Consider the following 22,048-nt stretch of genomic DNA (forward strand, 5'->3'; position numbering starts at 1 on the left):
CTCGGTCGTCGGTCGTACCGCGGTGCCCCGAGCATGCCCGCGGTCCGCGGCCGGACAACGCGTGATCTGTCCGGCCGGAGCGCGGTATCCGGACGTTGTGTCAACCCTTGCGGTCCCACCGCGTCCCGCACCCGCGCCACGGGCGCCTCAAGGGCGCCCTTGCGCAGGTCAGCACGGATTGTCAGAGTGGCGGGTGCAGGGAGGCACCGTGAGCGAGAACCAGCGCAGAGCCCCGGTACCGGCAGGCCGTCCGCTCACCGTGGCCGACGTGCTGGCGCTGCCGGTCCTGGCCGACGGAGACCCGCGGGTGGTCACCGGCCTGGACCACATCGACCGCCCGGTCCGCTGGGTGCACATCACCGAACTGACGGACCCGGCCTCCTTCCTCAAGGGCGGCGAACTCGTCCTCACCACCGGCATGCCACTGCCCGACGACCCCGCCGGGGTACGCCGCTACGTGGACGAACTGGCCGCCGTCGGTGCCGCGGCCCTCGTCATCGAACTCGTCCGCCGCTACCACCGGCCGCCCGACGCCCTGGTCCACGCCTGCCGGGCCCGCGGCCTGCCCCTCGTCACCCTCGCCGAGGACGTCAACTTCCTGGAGGTGACCCAGGTCGTCCACACGCTGATCCTCGGCAGCCAGGCGGACGCGATGCGCCGGACCCAGCGCGTCCACGAGGCGTTCACCGCCCTCACCCTGCGCGGCGCGGGCCCCGAGGACGTGCTGCGCGCCGCGGCGGAGATGAGCGGGCACACGGTCGTGCTGGAGAACCTCGTCCACCGGGCGATGGTCTGCGAACCCTCCGGCAGCACGACGGAGGCCGCGCTCACCGACTGGGAACGGCGTTCCCGGGCCGTCCCGCCCGCCGACCGCACCGGCCTCGGCGGCCCCGAGGGCTGGCTCGTGGCTCCGGTGGAGTACCAGGGCGAGTGCTGGGGGCGGGTGGCCATGCTCCCCGGCCCGTCCGACTCGGCCGCGTCCCCGGCCTTCGGCCCCGAGGACGTCACCGTGCTGGAGAGGACCGCCATGGCCCTCACCATCGCCCGTCTCACCCACCCCACGCCCTGGGAACGCACCGCGCACCGCAACGCCCTGCGCGACCTGGCCGAGCAGCGCCACCGCTCCCCCGCGGACGCGTGCGCCCGGGTCGCGGCGCTGGGGCTGCCCACGCAGGACGCCCGCTTCGTCGCCGTACTCGTGGACGTCCCGGCGGAAGAGGACACCGCCAGGACCGAGGTCCGCCTCGCCGAGGAACTCAGCGCCTGGGGGACCCCGGCGCTCGTCGGCCTCCTCGGCCCCACCCGCCTCGGCGTGCTCCTGGCGCTGCGGCCGTCCCGGCCCTGGCGGCAGGCCGTCGAGCGGCTGAGCCGCGCCGCGCTGGGCCCGGCCCCGGGCACGACCGTGAGCGCCGGCTCCCCGGCCGCGGACCTCGCCGACGTCGCCCGCTCGTTCCGCGAGGCGGCCCGGGTGGCCGAGGCGACCGGGCCGGGACAGCCGCTCCCCCCGGACCGCTCCTTCCACGAGCGGTCCGACATCGGTCTGCGCCGCCTGCTGTTCGCGCTCCGCGACGACACCCGGGTCCAGGAGTACGCGGAGCGGCAGTTGGGCCGGCTCCTCGACCACGACGCCCGCCACGGCACCGACCTCCTGGCGACCCTGCGCGGATACCTGGAGGCCGCCGGCAACAAGACCGTCGCCGCCCGCTCCGCCGGTGTGTCCCGGGAGACCGTCTACCAACGACTCCGTACGATCGAACGGTTGATCGGCCGCGACCTGGAATCCGGCGAGCAGCGCACCGAACTGCACGTGGCGCTCCAGGCACTTGACGCCCTGCGGGGGCGCTGACCCGCTCGACGCGCTCCGCGTGCGTTCACCCAGCCGAGCAGGTCCACCGAGCACACGACCGCGCCCCGTCGGCGAAGTGGGGTGGTGCGGGAACGGAAGTACGGGTAGGGGCGTCCCAGGAAACGGAGGCGAGGATCCTCGCCGCCGACGCCCGGCCCCACCCGGACACCGGAGGAACGGACACATGGAAGCCCCCACGGAAACCCCCACCACCCTGGGCGAGCAGCTTCTGCTCATCTCCCTGGACGACGAGTCCGGCACCGCCAAGGAGTCGGCGAAGGTGGCCCCGGCGATCGCGGCGGCCTCGCTGGTGGAACTCGCGCTGGCCGGCCGGATCGACGTGACGGACGACAAGGTCACCGTCGTCGATGCCACGCCCCTGGGCGAGCCCGCCCTGGACGCCGCGCTGGAGGCCGTCGCCGGCAGGGACCGGCCGGGCAGCACCAAGGACTGGATCAACCGGCTCAAGACCGACGCCGTGTCCGGGGCGAACACGGGCCTGATCGAGAAGGGGCTGGTCCGGGAGGAGAAGAAGAAGGTGCTCGGCCTCTTCCCCGTACGCCGCTATCCGGAGGCCGACGGTTCGGTGGAGGCGGCGGTGCGGCAGCGCCTCGACGCGGTCGTCCTGTCGGGCGCGGCGCCGGACGAGCGTACGGCGAGCCTGGTCGCCCTCCTGCACGGAGCGAAGCTGCACCGTCTCGCCTTCCCCGACGCCGACGCGCGCCGGGTCGAGGCGGCCATGGAGTCGGTCTCGCGGGGCCGGTGGTCCGCGGCGGCGGTGCGCCACGTCGTGAAGGCCGCGGAGGACGCGCTGACGGCGATCATCGCGGTGACGGTGACGACGACGGTCGTCACGAGCGGCTGACGTCCCACCGCAGGGCGGGGGCGCCGTCCTCGGTGAGCGTCTCCGCCAGCAGGTCGCAGTAACGGCGCAGGTCCTCGTGCCAGCCGACGAACGAGGCGAAGTCCCGCATGTGGACGGCCAGCCGGAGGGTGGCCGCGCGTGCGGTGCCGGGCGGGAGGGCGCGCGCACCGGCACCGTCGGTGTACCCGGAGAGCAGGGCCCGGGCCGCGGCCGGGTAGTCGACCGGCGGGCCCTGTCCGGCGGCGCCGAGGCCCCGTGCGGCGGCGGCGCGCAGTTCGTGCAGTTCCCCGAGGATCCAGCCGAGATCGAGGGCCGGGTCGCCGCCGGTGACCTCCTCGCCGGTGAGCAGGGCGGCGTGGCCGCCGGCCGGGGAGGGCACCAGCCAGCCGGTGCTGGGCGCGCCGTGCAGCAGGACCGCCGCTCCCCCGCCGGGCGGCTCGTTCGCGGCCTCGGACCAGTCCGTCAGCCGCGCCCACAGCGAGGCGCCGAGCCGGGTGCGGGCCAGCGCGCGCAACCGGGCCGCCTCGGAGCCGGCCTCCTCGCCCGCGAGCCAGGCGCGGAGCCGCCGCAGGCCGGGATGCGGCGGCCGCTCCGGGAACTCCCACGGTTCCCGGTGCAGTCGGCGCAGTGTCCTGCCCGCGTCCGCCAGCGCGCCCACCGACAACCGGAAGGCGGTGTCGTCGCCGGAGGGCAGCAGCCGGGCCACCGAGACCGCGCCCGGCGGGCGGTAGAGCACGCCCGGCCGCGCGGCACGGTCCGGCGCCGGGCCGGCGGCCCGCTCCCCCAGGGCGAGCCGTGCACCGCGCCCGTCCTGCGCCGCGTCACCGGCGGCGGCGTCCACCCGCCGCAGTGCCGCGCCGACCGCCACGGGGGGAAGCCGCTGCGGGCGGGTGTGGGCCGGCCCGGGGGTGCGCAGCCAGCTGAAGCCCGCGTCCCCGTGGTACCGCACGGTGATCCGCAGATAGCGGGTGCCGTACTCGCGCACGGTCACGGGCTCGGCCTCCGAAGCGGTGGACGGCTCAGCCACCGTGCCGCCGCCGGACCGCCTCGATGATCTCCGCGACGTCGTGGAACGCCGCGTCCCGGCCCTCGGTGAAGAGCACCCCGCCGCAGTTGAGGACCACCTCGTCCACCCCGGCGTCCCGGTACTCGTCGAGCCGGGCGGCGATGTGGTCCGCCGAGCCGAACACGTAGGTGCCGCTGTCCACCAGGGAGACGGCACCGGCCCTCGGGTCGGAGGGATCGGCCGGTACACCGGCCCGGCGCAGCATGTCCGTGTAGTGGTCGGCGGCCAGGTGCCCGGCGGCGGCCGTGTGCGCGAGGACGTACGGGTCCCGTCCGCCGCGCTCCACCGCGACATGGACGACGGTCGCGACACGGCAGCGGGCGTCCCTGTCCTTGGCCCCTTCCTCCAGGGCGGGCAGCAGGGTGTCGGCGACGTATCCGGGCGGGGTCATCCAGGTGATCGCGACGTCCGCGACGCCGCCCGCGGTGCGGGCCATGTTGGGGCGCAGCACGCCCACGCCGACTTCCACCCCGGGGTGGTCCATGGGGATCAGCCGTCCACGCAGCGCGTGGTAGTCGCCCGCGTGGTCGACGATCTCCCCGTCGAGCAGGGAGCGGACCGTGCGCAGGTAGTCGGCGGCCATCGTGCGCGGGCTGGCGTAGGGGCGTCCGTTGAGGCTGCGTACGAAGGCCGGTGCGCCGACGCCGTATCCGGCCACCACCGTCCGGCCGGTCATCAGGGCCAGGGAGCGGGCCTGGAGGGCGGCCTCGTACGGATGGCGCAGCGGCATCAGGGTGACGCCGGTGCCGACGGGGACGCGTATCCCGGCGCCCGCGAGATGGGCGAACGCCTGGTGGGTCTCGACCTTGAGCGACTGGCCCGTCCACAACCGGCGCGCGCCGGTGTCCCGCACCAGTTCGGCGTAGGGCCGCAGGGCGTCCGGGGTGTCGGGCATGTTCGGCACGAGCATGCTCGGGAGCACGACGGTCACAGGTAAGCACACCCTTCTGTAGCGGTTTCTTGACGACCTGTTGTGTTACTACTACATTTCTCGCATGAGCCCAGTGAGTCATCGCGAGGGAATGCCGATCTACAACCAGCTGAGAGTGCTGCGCGCGGAGCGCGGTCTCAGCAGGGTCGCGCTGGCGGAACTGGTGGAAGTGCATCCGCAGACCATCGGTGCCATCGAGCGGGGCGACTACTTCCCGAGTCTCGATCTGGCGTTCCGCTTCAGCGACGTGTTCGAACTTCCGGTCGAGGCGATCTTCAGTCGTAAGCCCTTCGTCCCGCTCTCCGCCCAGGTGTACAAGAAGGAGGAACGCTCGTGAGCCGGGAAGGTTCTGACGTGACGGCGGGCCCGGTCCGCAGCCCCATGCGCCCCGTGTCGCTCTCGCTGTGCGCGCTGAGCGTCGCCATGGTGGTGCTGTCACTCGTCTCGGACGGCAACGCGTTCTCCGACTCGTGGTGGCTCGTGGGCTTCGTTCTCTGGCTGCTGCTGTGGGGCGTACTGCGTTCGATGACCCGCGGCGTGGCCGAGCGGCCGGTGGCGGGACTGGACGAACGCGAACGCGGGCTGCGCGACCGGGTCTCCTTCATCGGATACCAGTGCGCGATCGCCTGCGGTATGGCCGTCGTCCTGCTCATGGTCGTCTTCCAGAACGAGCCCGGGATGATCGAGCGGATGCCCGGGCTGCTGACCACGCTGATGCTGACGTCATCGGCGCTGCCCTCCATCATCCTGGGGTTGTCCGACACCGGCGTCGAGGACGCCGAGGCCGGCGCGGACGAGTGACCCGACCGCCGGGAACCGGCGACCGGCTATCGTGCGACAGGGCGGGTGCCCACCGATTGCGGCGGTGGGCACCCGCCCTGTGCTCAACGGGTCACGCGGTTCAGCAGGAGTGGTCGAAGGTGTTGTCGATCGACACCGCCGAGACTGCGGACGCGGCGGAGATGCACGCCTGCGACGAGGTGGTGATGGTGATGGTGGCGCCCGGGGCCTCGACCGCCGGAACGATCTCGTCGGCGGCGGCGTAGGCGGAGTAGCCGCTGATGAGGGACTGGGTGTTCATGATGACTCCCGTCGAGTGTGAGCGGAATCGAATGGCGGCCGGATCGGCGATTTACGCGATCGCGTTCTCCGGCCGTGGTTGAACCATTTCCCGGCGGGTGCCGCGATGGCAATGGAGTTGGCCGCATGCGGACACTGGCCGCAATCGGTCAACGTCTCGCATTGAGTGGGCACTTGACCCGACCTATGCTCGCCCGGATGATCCGAACTCAGCTGCGCCGCCTGGTATTGGACAATGGTCTGCGGGTACTGCTGGCACCGAATCCCGTGGGCGCCTCGGTCGGCGTCGCGGTGCACTACGGCGTCGGTTTCCGGACCGAACCCGAGGGGCGTACGGGCCTCGCGCACCTCTTCGAGCACCTGGTGTTCCAAGGCGGCCGCGATTCCGCACCCGAGGGATACCTGCCCCGGGTGCAGCGCGCCGGCGGATTCGGTGACGCCAGGACCCGCCAGGACGTGACGGTCTACTACGCCGCCGCCCCGGCCTCCGCACTGGAAATGCTGCTCGCGCTCGAAGCGGACCGAATGCGCTCACCCCGTATTTCCGCGCGGACCCTGCGCACGCAGACCGCGGTGATCGACGAGGAGATACGCCTCATGGTCCGCAATCGTCCGTACGGCGCATTCCCCTGGGTGCTGCCGCGGGTGCTGCACTCCCGCGCGGAGAACACCAGGGACGGGTACGGCGAAACCGCCGACCTGGCGGCCTTCGACGTCCCGCTGTGCGAGCGGTTCTTCGCCGACCACTACGGTCCCGGAAATGCCGTACTGACATTGACCGGCGCGTTCGACCCGGCGGCGGCGGAGCGTCTCGTACGCGGGCACTTCGAGCCGCTGCCGGCGCGTCCCTCGGTGGCCGCGCCCGACGCGCACGAGCCGTTGCCGGACCGGGAGCGGCTGCTGACGGTCACCGACCCGCACGCCGGTCCGCACGCCGTGGCGGTGGGCTACCGGATGCCGGACCCGGTGACCGAGCGCGCCGATTACCTCGCCCACCTGGTCCTGGCCGCCCTGCTCGGGCAGGGCAGGCAGGCCCTGCTGCGTCGCGGGCCGGCCGCCGCGGCGGAGGTGTCGAGCCTCTCGGTGGGCTGCGGTCTGTTCGGGCTGCCGCTGGACACGACGGGGCCCGATCTGCTGACCCTGTTCGCGGTGCACGAGAACGAGCACGGCGCGGAGGACGTCCTGGCCTCGCTGGACGGCACGCTGGAGGCGCTGGCCGGGGACGAGGTCGACGCCGGTCTGCTGCGTGCCACGACCGCCCGCTGGGCCGCCGGGGCGCTGCGCGAGCTCGGCGACCCGGGCACCCGGGCCCAGTTGCTCGGACTGCGCGAAGCGCTGTTCGGCGAGGCGGAGTTGACACACGCGTTGCCGGAGCTGGTGCGGACCGGGGTGACCGGCGAACAGGTGAGCCGCGCCGCCGTCCGGCTCGCCTCCTCGCACCGGGCGGTGGTGCGCTTCGTGCCCGCTGGGGCCGCGCCGCGAGGCACCGCGCGTGTCGCGCGGGAGAAGGCTGCGGCATGACCGGGGGCGCGGTGAACAGTCCGGACAGTCCCCTTCGCCACACGGCGGACGAGCGGCTGCCGCTGCCCGACGCCGACGTCTTCCTCGGCAACGGGCTGCGGGTGGTGGTCTGTTCGGCCCCCGTCGTTCCCCTCGTCGAGATCAGGCTCACCGTCCCGTACGCCGCGACGGAACCCGGCGAGGTGACGCGGTGCCAACTGCTGGCCGCCGTCCTGCTGCGAGGCACCGCGCACCGGGACGCGGACGGCTACGACGCGGCACTCGCCGCGCACGGCGCCTTGCTGAACGCCGCCGCGGACGCACACAAGCTCACGGTCGCGGGGCACGCCATGGCCGACGCCCTGCCCGCCGTACTCGCCCTGCTGGCCGAGACCGTCCGCGAACCGCGGTTGACTCAGGACGTCGTCCTTCCGGAGCGTGAGGCGCTGGCCCGCCGGGTACGGCTGGCCGCCCACCAGCCGGCGGCCCTCGCACAGCACGCGCTGCTCCGCAGGCGGTACGGCGACGAGGCCTCCGCCCGTCGGCAGCCGACGCCCGAACAGGCCGCCGCCTGCACACCGGACGACCTGGCCGGGTCGCACGCGCGGCACCTGGGCGCCCGGGGCGCGGTGCTCGTGCTCGTCGGAGACGTGCGGCCGGAGGAAGCCGTCGCCGCGGTGGCGGACGCGTTCGGGTCGTGGGAGGCCGGGTCGGCGGGCGAGGCGCCCGAGACGCCGTCGTGGTTTCCCGGCGGACCGCTGCTCGGGGTGGAGCGACCGGGCGCCGTCCAGAGCGTGATCCGGCTGGCCGCCCCCGCGCTGCCCCGCACGGATCCGGGTTACCCGGCCCTGCATCTGGCTCAGTTGGTCTTCGGCGGGTCCTTCGCCTCCCGGCTGGTCACGCGCCTGCGGGAGGAGAAGGGGTACGCCTACCAGCTCGGGTCGGGCGTGGAGTCGGTGCCGGGCGCCTCGACGCTGATGGTCGAGGCCGACACCGCCGCCGAGCACACGGTGCCGGCCCTCGCGGTGATCAAGGCGGAGCTGGAACGCATGGCGGCCGAACCGCCGTCGACACGGGAGGTCGACGCCGCCCGGAGTTACGCGGCCGGCTCCACGGCGACCGCGATGTCGTCACCGGGCGCGCTGGCGTCCGGCCTGGCGAACCTGCTGCACGTCGGAGTCGGTTCCGACTGGCTGCACCACTGGGGGCCGCTGCTGGCGGACGTGCCGTACGACGCGGTCGTCGAGGCGGCTCGCCGGTTCTTCCGGCCCGAGGGTTTCACGGGTGTGGTCGTGGCCGACGAGGCGGCGGTGGCACCGCTGCGCCTGGGCACCACCGGCGAACTCGTCTTCTGACGGCTCGAAGGGGCTGTGCCGCCGAGTGGTTCGAACTCGGCGGCACAGCCCCTTCCGTGTCGTGAGCGGACCGGGCGGGTCAGCCCCGGCTCTTCCTGATCCCCGCGATCACGGCGACCAGAAGGGCGATGCCGATGGCGATCCAGAGGGCGGTGCTCATGAGGGACTCCTCGTTCGTAGGGCGGCCCGGCGGGCCAGGTGCTGGTGTTGCGGACAGGGGGTGGGGACGGGTGAAGGCTCGGACGGGGACGGGGACGGGGACAAGGACAGGGACGGGGGCGGGGGCGGAGACGGGGACAGGGACAGGGGCGGATGAAGGCTGACGATGGACGGGAGGTCCGGGTTCCTAGCGCAGCCGCAGTGCCTCGGCGAGCGGAACTCTGGAGCCGCCGCGCAGCACGCTGTTGGCGTACATACGGCCGGCGACCCGGGTCATCCCGGCCAGGGCGGCGACCGCCAGCACCAGGGAGAGGGCGATCTGCCAGACGGGAGCGGTGCCGAGCAGTATGCGGGCCGGCATCAGGATCGGGCTGAGCGGCGGCACGAGCGACAGCCACTCGATCAGCGGGTCGTGGGCGTCCTTGCTCAGCAGGGCTATGCCCAGCACGAACGGCGTGGTGATGAGCAGCATCACCGGTTGGAGCACGCCCTGGAGGTCCTCCTGCCGCGAGACCCGCGCGGCCGCCGCGGCCAGCATGGCGGCGAAGAGGAAGAAGCCGAGGAGGAACCAGACGCCCAGCGTCACCAGCGTCCCGCCCACGGCGGACGGCAGGGTGACGGCCCCGGTCCCCTGGGCGAGCGCCACCGCCGCGCCGCCGAGCAGCACGAGCTGGGTCAGGCCGGCCACGGCCACGCCGATCAGTTTCCCGGCGAGGAGTTGCCAGGGGCGGATGGTGGACAGGAGCAACTCCACGACACGGCTGGTCTTCTCCTCCACCACGCCCTGCGCCAGCACGATCCCGTAGAAGACGAAGAAGAAGTACAGCAGGCCGGTGGAGGCGAGGATCAGCGCGAACTGCTCGGCGGCGCTGTTCTCCGAGGGCTCCAGCGCGGCGACCCGCACGGTGGACGATGCCACGCGTTCCCTGAACTCGGCGGGATCCACGCCCGCGCGTTCCAGTTCCCTGGAGGTGCGCTCCTCGGCGGCCGCGGCCCGCACCACGGCGAGCAGGTCCTCGTCCGCCTCGTGCTCCACGGAGAGCGTGAGCTGCCCGTCGGCGCCGCCGAGCACGGCGGAGAGTTCCCCGTCGCGCAGGATCCGGTCGGTGCGGTCGCCGTCGACGGTGACGAATTCGAAGTCGCCCGTCTTCTCGGCCACCGCGGCGAGCGCCGGGCGCAGTGCCGAGGCCTCCCGCTCGACGCCGACCCTGGCCGGGCCGTCCTCGGAGACGCTGATGATCAGGGCGTAGACGCCGAGTCCGAGCAACAGGCCCAGGGTGCTCAGGACGAAGGACTTCGTCCGCATCCTGCTGCTGATCTCCCGCCGGGCGACCAGGCCGACCGCTCGGCGGGCCGACAGCGCGCCGGGGCCGGGCCGCGGGCCCTCGGTGTGCCGGTCCGGAGTCCCGGCCCGTTCTCCGTCCGGTGCGTCCTGGCCGTCCGGTGCGTCCTGGCCGCCCGCTCCGCCCGGTGCTCGTACCACCGTGCTCATCGCTCCCCGCCTCCGGCCCGGTTGTCCGGCGCTCGTCCGACGGCCGCCTTCGGGCCCGCGCCGGCCGTCTCCTCGGAGTCCTCCTCGGGCTCGCCCGTTGTGGTGACCAGGTCGCGGTACAGCTCGGTCAGCGGCGGGTGTTCGGACACGAAGGCGGAGACCGGCCCGGTGGCCAGTGCGGCGTGCAGCACCCGCTGGTCGTCCGCGCCCTTCGCCAGGCGGAGCCACGTACGGGTGCCCTCGCGGCTCACGACCTCCACGCCCGCCAGCCCTTCGGTCCAGTTCTCGCCCGCCTGCGGGGCGTCGACCAGCAGCCGGCGGTCGGCGTTCTCGCTCAGCTCCCGGACCGTGCCGCAGGCGATGAGCCGCCCGCCGCCGACGATGCCCACCCGGTCGCAGACGCGCTCGACGAGCGACAGCTGATGACTGGAGAACATGACGGGCACCCCGTCGGCCGCCCGCTCCGCGAGCACGTCGCGCATGACGTCCACCGCCACCGGATCGAGGCCGGAGAACGGTTCGTCGAGCACCAGCGCCTTCGGCCCGTGGACCAGCGCCGCGGCCAGCTGGACTCGCTGCTGGTTGCCGAGGCTGAGGTTCTGGACCTCCTCCGAGGCGTACGGGGAGAGTTCCAGCCGCTCGATCCACCGGCTCGCGGCAGTCCGCGCGGCGGCCGACGACAGGCCGTGCAGCTCGCCCAGGTATCGCAGTTGTTCGGCGACTCTCATCCGCGGATAGAGTCCGCGCTCCTCGGGCATGTAACCGAACCGCCTGCGGTCGGCGAAGCCGACCGGTCGGCCGAGCCACCGGACCTCGCCCGCGTCGGGCGTGAGGACTCCGAGGACGATCCGCATCGTGGTGGTCTTGCCGGCCCCGTTGCTGCCCACGAAGCCGAACAACTCACCGGCGCGGATGTCGAAGGTCATGTCGTCCACGGCCCGGCGTCTGCCGTAACTCTTCCGTACGCCATCGACCTCCAGCGCCGGCACGGCCATGTCACACACCTCCCGATGCAATGTGTTAACTGACTGGAGTATTGCGTTAACACAACAGTCCGTCAAGTTGGTCAGACGCTTTGGCGCTCCACCACATAGACGTGCTTCTCCGACTGATCCGTGACGGGGCTGCGGTCCCAGTCGGCCCAGCGGCCGGTCACCCGCAGTCCGGCGAGCCGGGCCATCACGTCGAACTCGGCGGGCCAGGCGTACCGGCTGACCTCCGGCACCTTCCGCAGCCGGCCGGATCCCATGACCGTGTGGACGACCAGTACGGACTGGAGCGACTGGTTCACCTGGATCGTGTCGAGCAGCAGCGCGTCCGGAGCCAGGTGCCCGACCCTGGTCGTCGCCTCGGTGAGGCGGTGGTAGATCTGCGGGTTGTACGTCTCGAAGACCGCCGCCCCACCGTCCGCGAGCGCGTCGTGGATGCCGCGCAGGCAGCTGATCTGCTGCTCCTGGGTGGGCAGCATGAAGAAGGTGTTGAGCGCGGTGAGGACGAGGTCGTACCGCTCCTCGACGGCCAGCGCGCTGAAGTCGCCCACCGAGGTGGTGACGTCGCCCGTCGGGTCGTTCTCGTGGAGCTTCGCCAGCATCGCGGGGGACGCGTCCACGCCGTGCACCCGGTAGCCGTGTGCGGCCAGCGGGATCGCCAGCCGGCCGGTGCCGACGCCCAGTTCGAGCAGCGAGGCGGGGGCGGGGCGCAGCTCCTGGAGGAAGGCGACCATGGAGTCGACGGCGGGTCCCGAGGCGGGGTAGAGCGAGTCGTAGATGTCCGCCAGCGACTCCCCGTAGGCGCTGCTGGCGCTGCTGTCGTCGGAGTGCGGCCGCTGCCGGGCCTGCCGGGGTGTTTCGGTGGTCATGGTTGTCTCCGTGAGGTGTCAGACGGGTGCGTGTTCCTGCTCCGGCCCGGGGTGGCCGCCGAGGTCGGGTGCCTCCAGTTCCGCCCGCAACCCGTCGGCCGCGGCCAGCACTTCGGGGAAGGACGCGGGCGCCCACGCCTCGCGCTTCCCGCTGGTCGTACTGCGGCCGGGATGCGGTGGTACGACGACCACGTTGCGGCGCGCGCGGAGCCGGGCGGTGTGTTCCGCGTACGCCACGCTCTCCGCGCCACCGGGTGGCAGCGCGGGTGCCAGCGCGATCGCGGCCCGCGTGCACTGGAGTGCGAGGACGGAGGGCGAGTCGCCCAGTCCGGTGGCCAGTCTCGCCAGGTAGTTCAGCGTCGCCGGCAGCACGACGACCGCGTCGGGCCACTGGGCGAGGTCGACGTGCCGGGCCCTGGGCTCCGGCTCGTCGGGCCAGCGGTCGGTCAGTACGTCGCAGCCGCCGATGGCGGACAGCGCCTCCCGGGTGACGAACCTGGTGGCCGCCCCGGTCAGCACGTACCGGACCTCCGTCCCGGGGTGGCCGGCCTTCAGCCAGCTCGCCCAGAACGGGAGATGGGCGGCGGTCACCGAGCCCGTCCCGATCACCAGCAGGCGGCGTGCCCCGACCGGTTCGACGGTGTTCGCCGCGCCGGTCACCGGGCCACCGCCCCGGCCACCGGGGCGGACGGGGCCGGCCCGCCGGACGGGGTGGCGGCGGGAGCGGTCGGGCCGGTGCCGGCCCCGCGCCGCGCCGGGCCGCGCAGCGACTGTCCGTGCACCAGTTCCTGGTAGAGGGTGGAGCGGGTCAGCAGTTCCTCGTGCGTACCCCGGTCGACGATGTGGCCCTCGTCCACGACGACGATCAGGTCGGCGTCCTGCACCGTGGAGATGCGGTGCGCGACCACGATCACGGCGCGCTCGGCCGCGAGCGTGCGCATCAGGGCCCGCAGCCTCTCCTCGTTCTCGCTGTCGAGCTGCGAGGTCGGTTCGTCGAAGATGACGATGCGCGCGTCCCGCAGCAGGACGCGGGCGGCCGCGAGCCGCTGCCGCTGGCCTCCCGACAGGTCCTCGTCCCGGCCCAGCTCGGTGTCCAGGCCGTCCGGCAGCGCCTCCACGGCGCCGCGCAGTGCCAGCGCCTCCAGCGCCCGCCACAGCTCCGCGTCCGGGACCTCCTGGTCGTCCCGCCCGAGCTGGAGGTTCTGCCGCACCGTGCCCTCCACCAGGGTGAAGCTCTGGTCGACGTAACTGATCTCGCCGCGCAGCTGGTGCAGGGGCCACTCCTCGACCGGGCGCCCGCAGACGGAGATACGGCCCGATTCCGGCAGGAGGAAGCGCTCGGTGAGTGCGAGCAGCGTCGTCTTGCCCGCCCCGGACGGCCCGACGATGGCGGTGAGCCCCCGTGCGGGGGCCGCGAAGTCCGCCTCGTGGATGATGGTGCGTCCGCCGTCCGTGTAGGTGACCGCGTCGAACTCCACCGCGGGCGCGGTCGGTGACGGCTCGACCGGGCAGGTGGCCCCGGAGCTCTCGGGGGCCGCGGTGAGCACGCTGTTGAGCCGTCCGCGCGCGGCCAGGCCGCTCTGCATCCGCGCCACACCCGAGACGAGCATGGTCAAGGGCGCGACGAGTTGCAGCAGATAGACGATGAAGGCGGCGAACTCGCCGATGCCCAGGTCCCCGGAGGCGAGCCGGGCACCGCTGATGACCATCACCGCGATGATCGAGAGCTGCTGGCCGAACTGCATCGTGGGTCCGACCAGGGCGGTCACCCGCGCGACCGATACGGCGGCCCTGCGCGCGTCCTCGACGCTGCGGCCCAACGTGCACGCCACCTGGCGTTCGGCGAGGAACGCCTTGACGGTGGGCAGGGACAGCACGGCCGCCGTCATCTGCTGCGACATGGTCCCGATGGCGTTCTGCTGGCGTTCCACACCGCTGCGGATCGACCGTACGCACAGGAAGATGCCGGCACCGGCGACCGAGAAGGTCGCGAGCACGACGAGCAGCAGGACCCAGTCCAGCACGCCCATGGCGATCAGGGTGCCCACCGCCAGGAAGAGCGACGACGGTATCTGCGCCACACCGACGTCCACCACGGAACGCAGTTGCGTGCTGTCGGAGTTGGCGCGGGCGACCAGGTTGCCGGCCCCTTCGCGGCGCACCCTGCGCAGCGGCAGGGTCAGGATGTGCGAGGCGATGCGGAACCGGGCCTCGGAGACCAGGCCCTCACCGGCACGGGCGAGCAGGTAGGAGGAGAGCGCCGACGCCAGCCCCGCGCCCACCGCGAGGCCCGCCATCATGAGCAGCGGGCCGACTGGGCGCTTGTCCTCCGCGAGAGCCATCACCAGGTCGCGGACCTGGAGCGGGAGGACGAGGGTGGCGGCGGCGGAGAGGAGACTCAGCACCACCGCGGCGGCCACGGTGGCCTTGCGGCCCCTCAGGAGCTGTGTGAAGACCCGCAGTTCGTCGGTGCCGCCGGGGCTTGGTTCTCTGGCCATGGTGAGGGCCTTCCTGCAGTGTGCGGTCGGGTCGGGCCACCGTCGTTCGCACGGCCGACGGTTCAGGTCACGGCACCCTGCGCGGCCGGTGACGCGTCGCCGGGGGCTGGGCGAGGGGTGGCCGGGACGGGGGTGACCGGGTCGCCGGCCGGCGCGGACGTGGACCGGAGGGCCGTGTGCCAGGGCCAGCGGCCCGAGTCGAGGTTCCGGGCGGGGTCGGTGGGGTCGACGTTCGCCGCGACGCACGCCGCCGCCAGCTCGGCGGCCGTCGGACGCTCGCGGTGCTGCTGCGCCGCGGCCACGAACGCCCGCGCGACGACGTGCGCCCGGTGTTCTCCGAAACTCAGTCCGCGCATGCCCGTGCGGTCGTCCTTCGGCTCCCACGCGGCCGTCACGCCGGGTGCGACGACGTGGGCGAACGCGGGGGCGGGCCCCTCGGGCAGGCCGATGGCCAGGGCGCTCTCGGTCACCGCGTCGACCGCGTCCCAGTACCCGGAGCCCAGATAGACGACCATGCCGTCGTTGCGCGGCAGGCTCGACGGATTGGAGATGATCTTCGCGCGATACGTCACGGAGCGGTTCTCCAGGGCGCTCAGTACGCCGTGCCACAGCTCGGGCGCCGCGTCGGCGTCCGCGACCCGCAGATAGAGCCGCAGCAGTTCGCCGCCGCCGGTGCGGCCCGTGCCGCTGTCCACGAGGAAGAAGCCGGGCGAGACGAGCGGGCGGGCCGCCGGAAGGTTCAGCAGCACCACCGGGCGTCCGGTATCGCCCGCCGTGCGCCCGGTCTCCCGGAGCGTCACCGAGTCCGGAACGCCCACGCGCAGGCCGTCGATCTCCACGACCCGCCGGCCGGCGGCCGACCGCCGCTCGGTGAGGAGTCCCGCGGCGACCGTCTCCGGGTGCGGCGTGGCCTTCGCCAGCCGGGCCTCGTAGTCCGGCGCGCGCAGCGTTCCGGGCGCCTCGCGGTCCTTGACCCCGCGCCCGGTGTGCAGCACCTCGTAGAGGGTGCGGGCCAGCGCGAAGCGCATCGCCGACGCGGACTCGGCGGTCACCTCGTCGTCCCGCACCCAGGCCGTCCTGCCGTCCGGCGCGATCCGCACGTCCGCCAGCGCGAGGCGCAGTCCGGCCGCGAGGACGGTCTCTTCGGTGCGCGTGGTCATGCAGCCTCCCCGAGTCCGACCGTGGAGACGAAGCTCCGCGGGTCGAGTAGCGCGGTCCTGCCGATGCCCGCCGCCGCCCGGACGATGGCCGACAGCCGGCCGCTCTCCCTGGTCGAGGCGATCAGCCGGTCGATCAGATGCCATCCGGCGTAGGAGGTGGCACGCACCACGAGCCCGTCGTCGTCGGGGCCGCCGCCCTCGCGGTAGCCGCGGTGGAACGCGGAGACCAACGGCAGCACCCGGGTCAGCTCCTCGCTGCCGCGCGCCACGACCTCCTCATGGCTGAGGACGGCCGAGAACGCGTCGTCCGTCTCCTGCGCGGGAATCCTCAGCACCGCACGGTGCAGCCATTCGCCGACGTACGCCCCGACGTCGCGTGCCGGGTCGCCGAGCCGGAACTCCTCCCAGTCGTTGACGTAGAACTCGGTGTCCGTGAGCAGGAACTGATCCAGCCGCAGGTCGCCGTGGATGGGAACGTGTGCGACTTCCGCCTCGGTCGCCCGCAGCCGCTCCAGCCGCTCGAGCAGCGCGGCGTCGCGCTGCAACAGCCCCCAGGCCTGGACGAAGGCGCCGGTGGCGTGGACGTACATCTCCAACGGCAGCGATCGCAGGTCGTCGACCGGCGGAAACGGGTGGGGGTCCGGCGCGGGGAAGTCCTCGTCCCGGAAAGGGAGTCGGTGCAGCGCGGCCAGTGTCCGGCCGGCCTGCGCCGACATGGACTCGGTGAACTCCTTCTCCGCGGCGAGTTCGCTGCCGGACCTGATGTCGTCCAGCATCCGGAACACCAGCAGCCGCCGGTCCTCGTCTCCCCCGAGGAATTCGGGGCGGGGGAAGGGCCGGACACCGCCCTTCGCGAGGCGCTCGAACGCCACGATCCTCCGGTAACGCTTCAGGGATTCCTCGGGACTCCCTTTGAGCCGTTTCACGAATACCGAATCGCCGGTGTCCGTGATGCCGGACCAGTTCTCGTTCCGACCGGGATAGGAATAGACCTCCGAGGCACTCAGCGAACCCAACCGGAGCTGCCCCAGAAGTTGTTCGACCGATGCACCCACGGGACTGTCGACAGCCGACGCGGAAGGCCGGCCCTGCGGGTATGTGATCTTTTCGCCTGCCACAGACGCTTTGTATCGTGGGGCGACGCCGCCGGACAACGAAGTGACCGGCATCGGCCATCGCCGGCGAGGACGCGCCGGTCGCCGTACAGGACGACCGCCGACGGAGCCGGGGGGCGGCGACGGGTGGCGGTCTCCTCCGCGAACCGTCACCCGTCGCCTTCTCCGCCCTTTCCGGCGTCCTTCCTCAGATAATTCTTCGGCGCACGGCCCACACCACTGCTTCTATCGGTGTTTCCACGTCCACACGGTCACATATCGACCGTATTTTGCGGCGTAGCGTGCGGTCGCTCATCTCCATTCTGCGGGCGACCTGCGACATGGTGCAGCCCTGGGAGACGAGTTGCAGGATTCTCAAGTGATCGTTTCCTAGTCTGAGGTGGGGGTCTCTTAAGGAAGTAATACGATTCACCTATCAACCTCATGGTCGTCCGACGGTGGGGCGTCGAATTCCGATGTACCAAACAGTTGAGGGAAGAGGCTGCTTCGCGGCCGATTCAGAGACAATCCGGATTCCGGACAGGGAGCCGGCCGACGGCGGCAGAGAGAGCCGGAGGGGTCATGACGTTCTGATCCACCTTGCCCAGCATGCACTTCCCCCTCGACTGAGACCTCGTGAACTGCGCGGGGCCCGCGGCGGCCACACCCGGAGGGTGAGCGATGAAGCGGTGGTCAATCCGCGGCACCGGGCGCGCCGCCAGTATATGAACCATCAGATCCACTTGATCAAGTATTTACCCATGTGATCGGCGTCACATCGCGATTGTTTGGGGCGGAACTTGAGGTTCCGAATGTGTCGACCGAGTTCCCCGAGACCTGCTATTCAGCGCCGCGCTCCTCACCATTAACGAACGGCACACCCGACTTCCCGCCGGCCATTCATGCGCGGAACCCGGTGAATGCCAAACGTAATACCACGAGCGGTGCACCCGGCACTGTCGCCGGGTGCACCGCTCGTGGTATTACGGGCCGATCAGACGCCGGCAGGGTTTCCCTGACCGAATACGGCGTGCAGCCGCCGCGTGTGGTCGACATGGCGTACCGGGCCGGTGAGCGTGACCCTCGCCGTCAGGAGCGGCTCGGTGCTGGACGCCGCGAGCCGCAGCTCCAGGTCGCCCGGCTCGACGAGGCGGCGGCCGTCGCGGCCGGTGAAGGAGGCGAGGTCGGCCGGGACCGTGACGCGCACGGCGCGGGCCTCACCGGGGGCCAACCGCACCCGTGTGTAGCCGATGAGTCGCTGAACCGGCTGGACCACGGAGGCGACCGGGTCGTGCAGGTAGAGCTGGACGACCTCGGTGCCGTGCCGTTCGCCGGTGTTGCGGACGGTGAACGCCAACGAGAACTCGCCGTCGGTGGCCGCCTCCCTGGTGTACGTCACGAGGTCGCTCCAGGCGAACGTGGTGTACGTGAGGCCGTGCCCGAAGCCGAAGGCCGGCGTCGGGTCGATGTTGGACACCTCGCTGGCATGGGCGAGCCGCGCCCCGAGATAGGTGGTCGGCTGCGCACCCGCTCCGCGCGGCACGCTGACCGGCAGCCTGCCGGAGGGACTGGTCCGCCCGCTGAGCACCCCGGCGATGGCGGCGGTGCCCTCCGCACCGGGGAAGAACGACTGCACGATCGCGGCGGACTCCTCCACGGCCCGGCCGAGCGCGTAGGGGCGTCCCGCGAGCAGCACCGTCACGACGGGTTTGCGGGTGTCGATCAGTGCGTCGAGGAGTTGCTGCTGGGCTCCGGGCAGGGCCAGCGACTCGGCGTCGCAGCCCTCCCCGCTGGTGCCGCGACCGAAGAGACCGGCGCGGTCGCCCAGGACGACGACGACGACATCGGCGTCCCGGGCCGCCCGGACGGCCTCGGGGATCCCGGAGGCGTCGCCGTCGTCGACGCCCGTGCCGCGGACGACCGTGAACTCGGCCTCGGGGAACTCGGTTGCCAGCGTGTCGCGCAGGGTGGGCAGTTCGATGCCGACCGGGGTCTCGGGGTGGTGCACGCCGATGTGCTGGGGAAAGGAGTAGCAGCCCAGTACGGCGGTGGCCTCGTCGGCGTTGGGTCCGACCAGGGCGATACGGCGCGGCCTCTCCAGCGGCAGGGTGCCGTCGTTGCTCAGCAGCACGACCGCTTCCTCGGCCACCGTGCGGGCCAGCTCGCGGTTGGCGGGGCCGTCCAGATCGATCCTGCCGCGCAGGGCGTCCGGATCGTCCGGGTCGGCGCCGTCGAGCGCGGGCGGCACGGGGTCCCAGTCCGGGTCGAGCAGCCCGAGCATCGCCTTCTGGGTGAGTACCCGGCGCAGGGCGCGGTCGATCACCCCCTCCGGTACCCGCCCGGCGGCGACGGCTTCCACCAGGGGCGCGCCGAACGTCTTGACGGTGGGCAGTTCGACGTCGACGCCCGCCGCCAGCGCGGCGCCGGCGGCGCCGGCCCAGTCGGCGGCGATGCCGTGCAGCGTCTTGAGGAAGGCGATGCCGAAGTAGTCGGCGACGACGGTGCCCTCGAAGCCCCACGTCTCGCGCAGCAGCCCGGTCAGCAGGTCCTCGTCGGCCGCGGCGGGCACACCGTCGACGTCCGTGTAGGCGTGCATCACCGACCGTGCGCCGCCCTCGCGGATCGCCATCTCGAAGGGTGGCAGCAGGACATCGGCGCGTTCGCGCGGGCCCACGGACGAGGGGGCGAGGTTGCGTCCGGCGCGGGAGGCCGAGTAGCCGACGAAGTGCTTGAGGGTGGCGACGATCCCCGCGCCCTCCAGTCCGCGTACGTAGGCGGTGCCGATGGTGCCCACGAGGTACGGATCCTCGCCGATGGTCTCCTCGACCCGGCCCCAACGGGCGTCGCGCACCACGTCCAGGACGGGCGCGAGGCCCTGATGGACGCCGACGGAGCGCATGTCGCGGCCGATGGCGGCGGCCATGCGGTGGATCAGGTCCGGGTCGAAGGTGGCGCCCCAGGACAGCGGGACGGGATAGGCGGTGGCTCCCCAGGCGGCGAAGCCGGCCAGGCACTCCTCGTGCGCGACGGCGGGAATGCCGAAGCGGTTCTGGGAGGCGATGCGGGCCTGGGTGCGCGACAGGGAGAGCGCACCGAGTGCCGGGTCGACGGGAAGGGTGCCGAACGGCCGGGTCAGTTGACCCAGTCCGTCGGGCAGGAGTGCGTCGAGGTCGACGGCCTCCTCCATGTCGTGCTGATGGGGGGCCACGTCGCCGCCCTCGTCGGAGGCGCCGACCCACACGCCGTACAGCTGGGCGATCTTCTCCTCCAGGGTCATCGCGGCGATGAGCGCGGACACCCTGGTGGTGACGGAGTGGGCGGGGTCGTTCCAGAGGGGGACTTCGGGGGTGGTCTCAACGGCCACGTCGGCGATCACTTTCCTCCGACGCCCATCAGGCCCTGGACCAGGGCGCGACGGGCGAACAGGTAGACGAGCAGGATGGGCACCATGGACAGCACCACGGCTCCCAGCAGACCGGGGATGTCGATGCCGTGCGCGGTCTGGAAGTTGTACAGACCCAGGGTGACCACCTTGGTGGAGTCGGACTGGGTCAGGACGAGCGGGAACAGGAAGCCGTTCCACGCCTGGAGCGCGGAGAACACCACGATCGTGGACAGTCCGCCGCGGGACAGCGGCACGACGAGCTGGAAGAACATGCGCCGGGGGCTCGCGCCGTCCATCGCCATGGCCTCGTACAGCTCCGTGGAGATGTCCCGCATCGCGCCGCTGAGGATCAGCGCCGACATCGGCAGGCAGAACGCGGCCGTGGGCAGGATGACGCCGAGGAGGTTGTCGTACAGCCCGGCTTCGCTGATCAGGTAGAACATCGGCACGATCACGGCCTGGGCCGGGATGGCGAGGCCGAGCAGGAACAGCCGGAAGATCGCCGACGTCGCCCGGCCGCGGCTGCGGACGATCGCGTAGGCGAGCGGCGGGACCAGCAGCAGCACGATGCCGATCACGCTGGCGGTGACGACCAGCGTGTTGAGGAAGTACTGGCCGAAGCCCGAGTCGAAGGCACCGGTGAAGTTGTCCAGCGTGAAGCTGTCCGGGACGGAGACCGGGCCGTTCTCGGCGTAGTCCTGGCGGGTGCGCAGGGTCGCGGCGAGCATCACGTACAGCGGCAGACCGACCAGGAGCAGCCAGACGAGTGAGCCGGCGCCGGCCAGGTAGTTCGGTCGGCGCCTCATGACACACCCTCCGTGGAGCCGCGCATCTTGTCGTAGCCGGAGACCCGGACGACGATCAGCGAGATGATCGTGGCCGCGACGACCAGGGCCAGGGCGATGGCGGAGCCGGTGCCGTAGTCGAAGCTCTTGAACGCCTTGTCGTACATGTAGTAGGCGCTGATGGTGGTGTCGGTGCCGGGGCCGCCCTGGGTCAGGATGAGGACCGTCTCGAACGTGGTCAGACCACCGACGATCATCAGGATCATCGAAGTGATCATCGAAGTGCGCAGTTGCGGCAGCGTGATGTGGAAGAACTGCCGGTAGCGGCCCGCCCCGTCGATCTCCGCCGCCTGGTACAGCACCGGCGGGATCGCGCGGGCCGCCCCCTGGTAGATCAGGGTGTGGAACGGGGTGAACTGCCAGGTGCTCACGAAAGCCAGCACCCCGATGGCGGTGGCCTGTTCACCGAACAGGTTGCCGTTGCCGAACAGCCAGGCGGCGTCGGCCGGGATGCCGAAGTTCGGGTCGAGCAGCGCCCGCCACAGCACGGACACGGCCGTCGCGGACAGCAGCAGCGGGATGAAGTAGACGACCGACAGGACGGCGCGGTTGCGCTGGTGACCGGCGGCCCAGACGCCGAGCAGGATGCTCAGCGGGGTCTGGAGCACCACGCCGAGCGCGGTGAGCAGCAGGGTCAGCCAGATGCTCTTGAGCATGACCGGGTCGTCGATGAGGCGCGACCAGTTGTCCGTGCCGACGAACTCGGGCGGGCTGATCCCGTCCCAGCTCATGAAGGACAGCACCGCCACCATGATCAGCGGGACGATCGCGAAGAGGGCGAAGAACACTGCGGCGGGCAGTGCCCAGGCGAAGCCGGGGCGGCCTACCTTCGTTGCGGACGAGGCGGGCGGCCGCCGCCGGAACTCCTTGCGGGGTCCGGCGGCGGGCCGGGCGCTCGTGATCTGTGTGGTCAT

At 72.2% G+C, this 22,048-nt stretch carries 19 protein-coding genes; 6 read left to right on the forward strand and 13 right to left on the reverse strand.

What is annotated here, in order from left to right:
• Positions 1-208 precede the first annotated feature (208 nt).
• Together ACIQ6R_RS11875 and ACIQ6R_RS11880 are read left to right on the forward strand one after the other, a co-directional pair.
• Positions 209-1,846: a PucR family transcriptional regulator gene (locus ACIQ6R_RS11875; RefSeq protein ID WP_404220539.1), complete on the forward strand. Its 1,638-nt coding sequence runs from the start codon at positions 209-211 to the stop codon at positions 1,844-1,846.
• Between the two features lie 184 nt (positions 1,847-2,030).
• The gene (locus ACIQ6R_RS11880; RefSeq protein WP_404184143.1) at positions 2,031-2,711 is read left to right on the forward strand and encodes a GPP34 family phosphoprotein; all 681 of its coding nucleotides are present in this window, start codon (positions 2,031-2,033) and stop codon (positions 2,709-2,711) included.
• Here ACIQ6R_RS11880 and ACIQ6R_RS11885 read toward each other — a convergent pair.
• Together ACIQ6R_RS11885 and ACIQ6R_RS11890 are read right to left on the reverse strand one after the other, a co-directional pair.
• Positions 2,698-3,702, reverse strand: a complete 1,005-nt coding sequence (locus ACIQ6R_RS11885; protein ID WP_404220541.1) for a hypothetical protein — start codon at positions 3,700-3,702, stop codon at positions 2,698-2,700. The two genes, ACIQ6R_RS11880 and ACIQ6R_RS11885, sit on opposite strands and share 14 nt — an antisense overlap.
• Before the next feature lie 28 nt (positions 3,703-3,730).
• Positions 3,731-4,708 carry an LLM class flavin-dependent oxidoreductase gene (locus ACIQ6R_RS11890; RefSeq protein ID WP_404184136.1) on the reverse strand — a complete coding sequence of 326 codons (978 nt, stop codon included), beginning with the start codon at positions 4,706-4,708 and terminating at the stop codon, positions 3,731-3,733.
• 64 nt (positions 4,709-4,772) lie between these two features.
• Between ACIQ6R_RS11890 and ACIQ6R_RS11895 the strand changes: the two genes are divergently transcribed.
• Positions 4,773-5,045, forward strand: a complete 273-nt coding sequence (locus tag ACIQ6R_RS11895) for a helix-turn-helix transcriptional regulator (protein ID WP_030697777.1) — start codon at positions 4,773-4,775, stop codon at positions 5,043-5,045.
• Positions 5,042-5,509 carry a hypothetical protein gene (locus ACIQ6R_RS11900; RefSeq protein WP_404184133.1) on the forward strand — a complete coding sequence of 156 codons (468 nt, stop codon included), beginning with the start codon at positions 5,042-5,044 and terminating at the stop codon, positions 5,507-5,509. Before ACIQ6R_RS11895 ends, ACIQ6R_RS11900 begins: the two co-directional genes overlap by 4 nt.
• A gap of 100 nt (positions 5,510-5,609) precedes the next feature.
• Here ACIQ6R_RS11900 and ACIQ6R_RS11905 read toward each other — a convergent pair whose 3' ends face one another.
• A complete protein-coding gene (locus ACIQ6R_RS11905; protein WP_202977438.1) occupies positions 5,610-5,789 on the reverse strand; it encodes a hypothetical protein in 180 nt (59 codons plus the stop codon).
• Between the two features lie 197 nt (positions 5,790-5,986).
• On the opposite strand from ACIQ6R_RS11905, the gene ACIQ6R_RS11910 reads away from it, so the two are divergent.
• Both ACIQ6R_RS11910 and ACIQ6R_RS11915 read left to right on the forward strand, forming a co-directional pair.
• Positions 5,987-7,309, forward strand: coding sequence for a M16 family metallopeptidase (locus ACIQ6R_RS11910; RefSeq protein WP_404220544.1), 1,323 nt, complete (start codon positions 5,987-5,989; stop codon positions 7,307-7,309).
• A complete protein-coding gene (locus ACIQ6R_RS11915) occupies positions 7,306-8,643 on the forward strand; it encodes a M16 family metallopeptidase (protein ID WP_404220546.1) in 1,338 nt (445 codons plus the stop codon). Before ACIQ6R_RS11910 ends, ACIQ6R_RS11915 begins: the two co-directional genes overlap by 4 nt.
• Positions 8,644-8,989: 346 nt before the next feature.
• Here the strand turns inward: ACIQ6R_RS11915 and ACIQ6R_RS11920 are convergent, their stop codons facing one another.
• From ACIQ6R_RS11920 to ACIQ6R_RS11965, 10 genes are all read right to left on the reverse strand, one after another.
• The gene (locus ACIQ6R_RS11920) at positions 8,990-10,294 is read right to left on the reverse strand and encodes an ABC transporter permease (RefSeq protein ID WP_404220548.1); all 1,305 of its coding nucleotides are present in this window, start codon (positions 10,292-10,294) and stop codon (positions 8,990-8,992) included.
• The gene (locus ACIQ6R_RS11925) at positions 10,291-11,289 is read right to left on the reverse strand and encodes an ABC transporter ATP-binding protein (RefSeq protein ID WP_404184120.1); all 999 of its coding nucleotides are present in this window, start codon (positions 11,287-11,289) and stop codon (positions 10,291-10,293) included. The genes ACIQ6R_RS11920 and ACIQ6R_RS11925 overlap by 4 nt, the downstream gene beginning before the upstream one ends.
• A 71-nt stretch (positions 11,290-11,360) precedes the next feature.
• Complete coding sequence (locus tag ACIQ6R_RS11930) at positions 11,361-12,152, reverse strand: class I SAM-dependent methyltransferase (protein ID WP_404184117.1); 792 nt, start codon at positions 12,150-12,152, stop codon at positions 11,361-11,363.
• A gap of 18 nt (positions 12,153-12,170) precedes the next feature.
• Positions 12,171-12,812, reverse strand: a complete 642-nt coding sequence (locus ACIQ6R_RS11935) for a flavoprotein (RefSeq protein WP_404220550.1) — start codon at positions 12,810-12,812, stop codon at positions 12,171-12,173.
• Entirely contained in the window at positions 12,809-14,650 is a 1,842-nt protein-coding gene (locus ACIQ6R_RS11940; RefSeq protein ID WP_404220552.1) for an ABC transporter ATP-binding protein, read from the reverse strand. The genes ACIQ6R_RS11935 and ACIQ6R_RS11940 overlap by 4 nt, the downstream gene beginning before the upstream one ends.
• A 62-nt stretch (positions 14,651-14,712) precedes the next feature.
• Positions 14,713-15,810: a T3SS effector HopA1 family protein gene (locus ACIQ6R_RS11945; RefSeq protein WP_404220554.1), complete on the reverse strand. Its 1,098-nt coding sequence runs from the start codon at positions 15,808-15,810 to the stop codon at positions 14,713-14,715.
• Positions 15,807-16,979 carry a class V lanthionine synthetase subunit LxmK gene (gene lxmK / locus ACIQ6R_RS11950; protein ID WP_404184105.1) on the reverse strand — a complete coding sequence of 391 codons (1,173 nt, stop codon included), beginning with the start codon at positions 16,977-16,979 and terminating at the stop codon, positions 15,807-15,809. The genes ACIQ6R_RS11945 and lxmK overlap by 4 nt, the downstream gene beginning before the upstream one ends.
• 919 nt (positions 16,980-17,898) lie before the next feature.
• Positions 17,899-20,280: a beta-glucosidase gene (locus ACIQ6R_RS11955; protein WP_404220556.1), complete on the reverse strand. Its 2,382-nt coding sequence runs from the start codon at positions 20,278-20,280 to the stop codon at positions 17,899-17,901.
• Positions 20,277-21,095: a carbohydrate ABC transporter permease gene (locus tag ACIQ6R_RS11960; RefSeq protein ID WP_404180164.1), complete on the reverse strand. Its 819-nt coding sequence runs from the start codon at positions 21,093-21,095 to the stop codon at positions 20,277-20,279. Before ACIQ6R_RS11960 ends, ACIQ6R_RS11955 begins: the two co-directional genes overlap by 4 nt.
• Positions 21,092-22,048 carry a carbohydrate ABC transporter permease gene (locus ACIQ6R_RS11965; RefSeq protein WP_404180167.1) on the reverse strand — a complete coding sequence of 319 codons (957 nt, stop codon included), beginning with the start codon at positions 22,046-22,048 and terminating at the stop codon, positions 21,092-21,094. Before ACIQ6R_RS11965 ends, ACIQ6R_RS11960 begins: the two co-directional genes overlap by 4 nt.

The sequence above is a fragment of the Streptomyces sp. NPDC096048 genome (assembly GCF_044763415.1).
Lineage (GTDB): Bacteria > Actinomycetota > Actinomycetes > Streptomycetales > Streptomycetaceae > Streptomyces.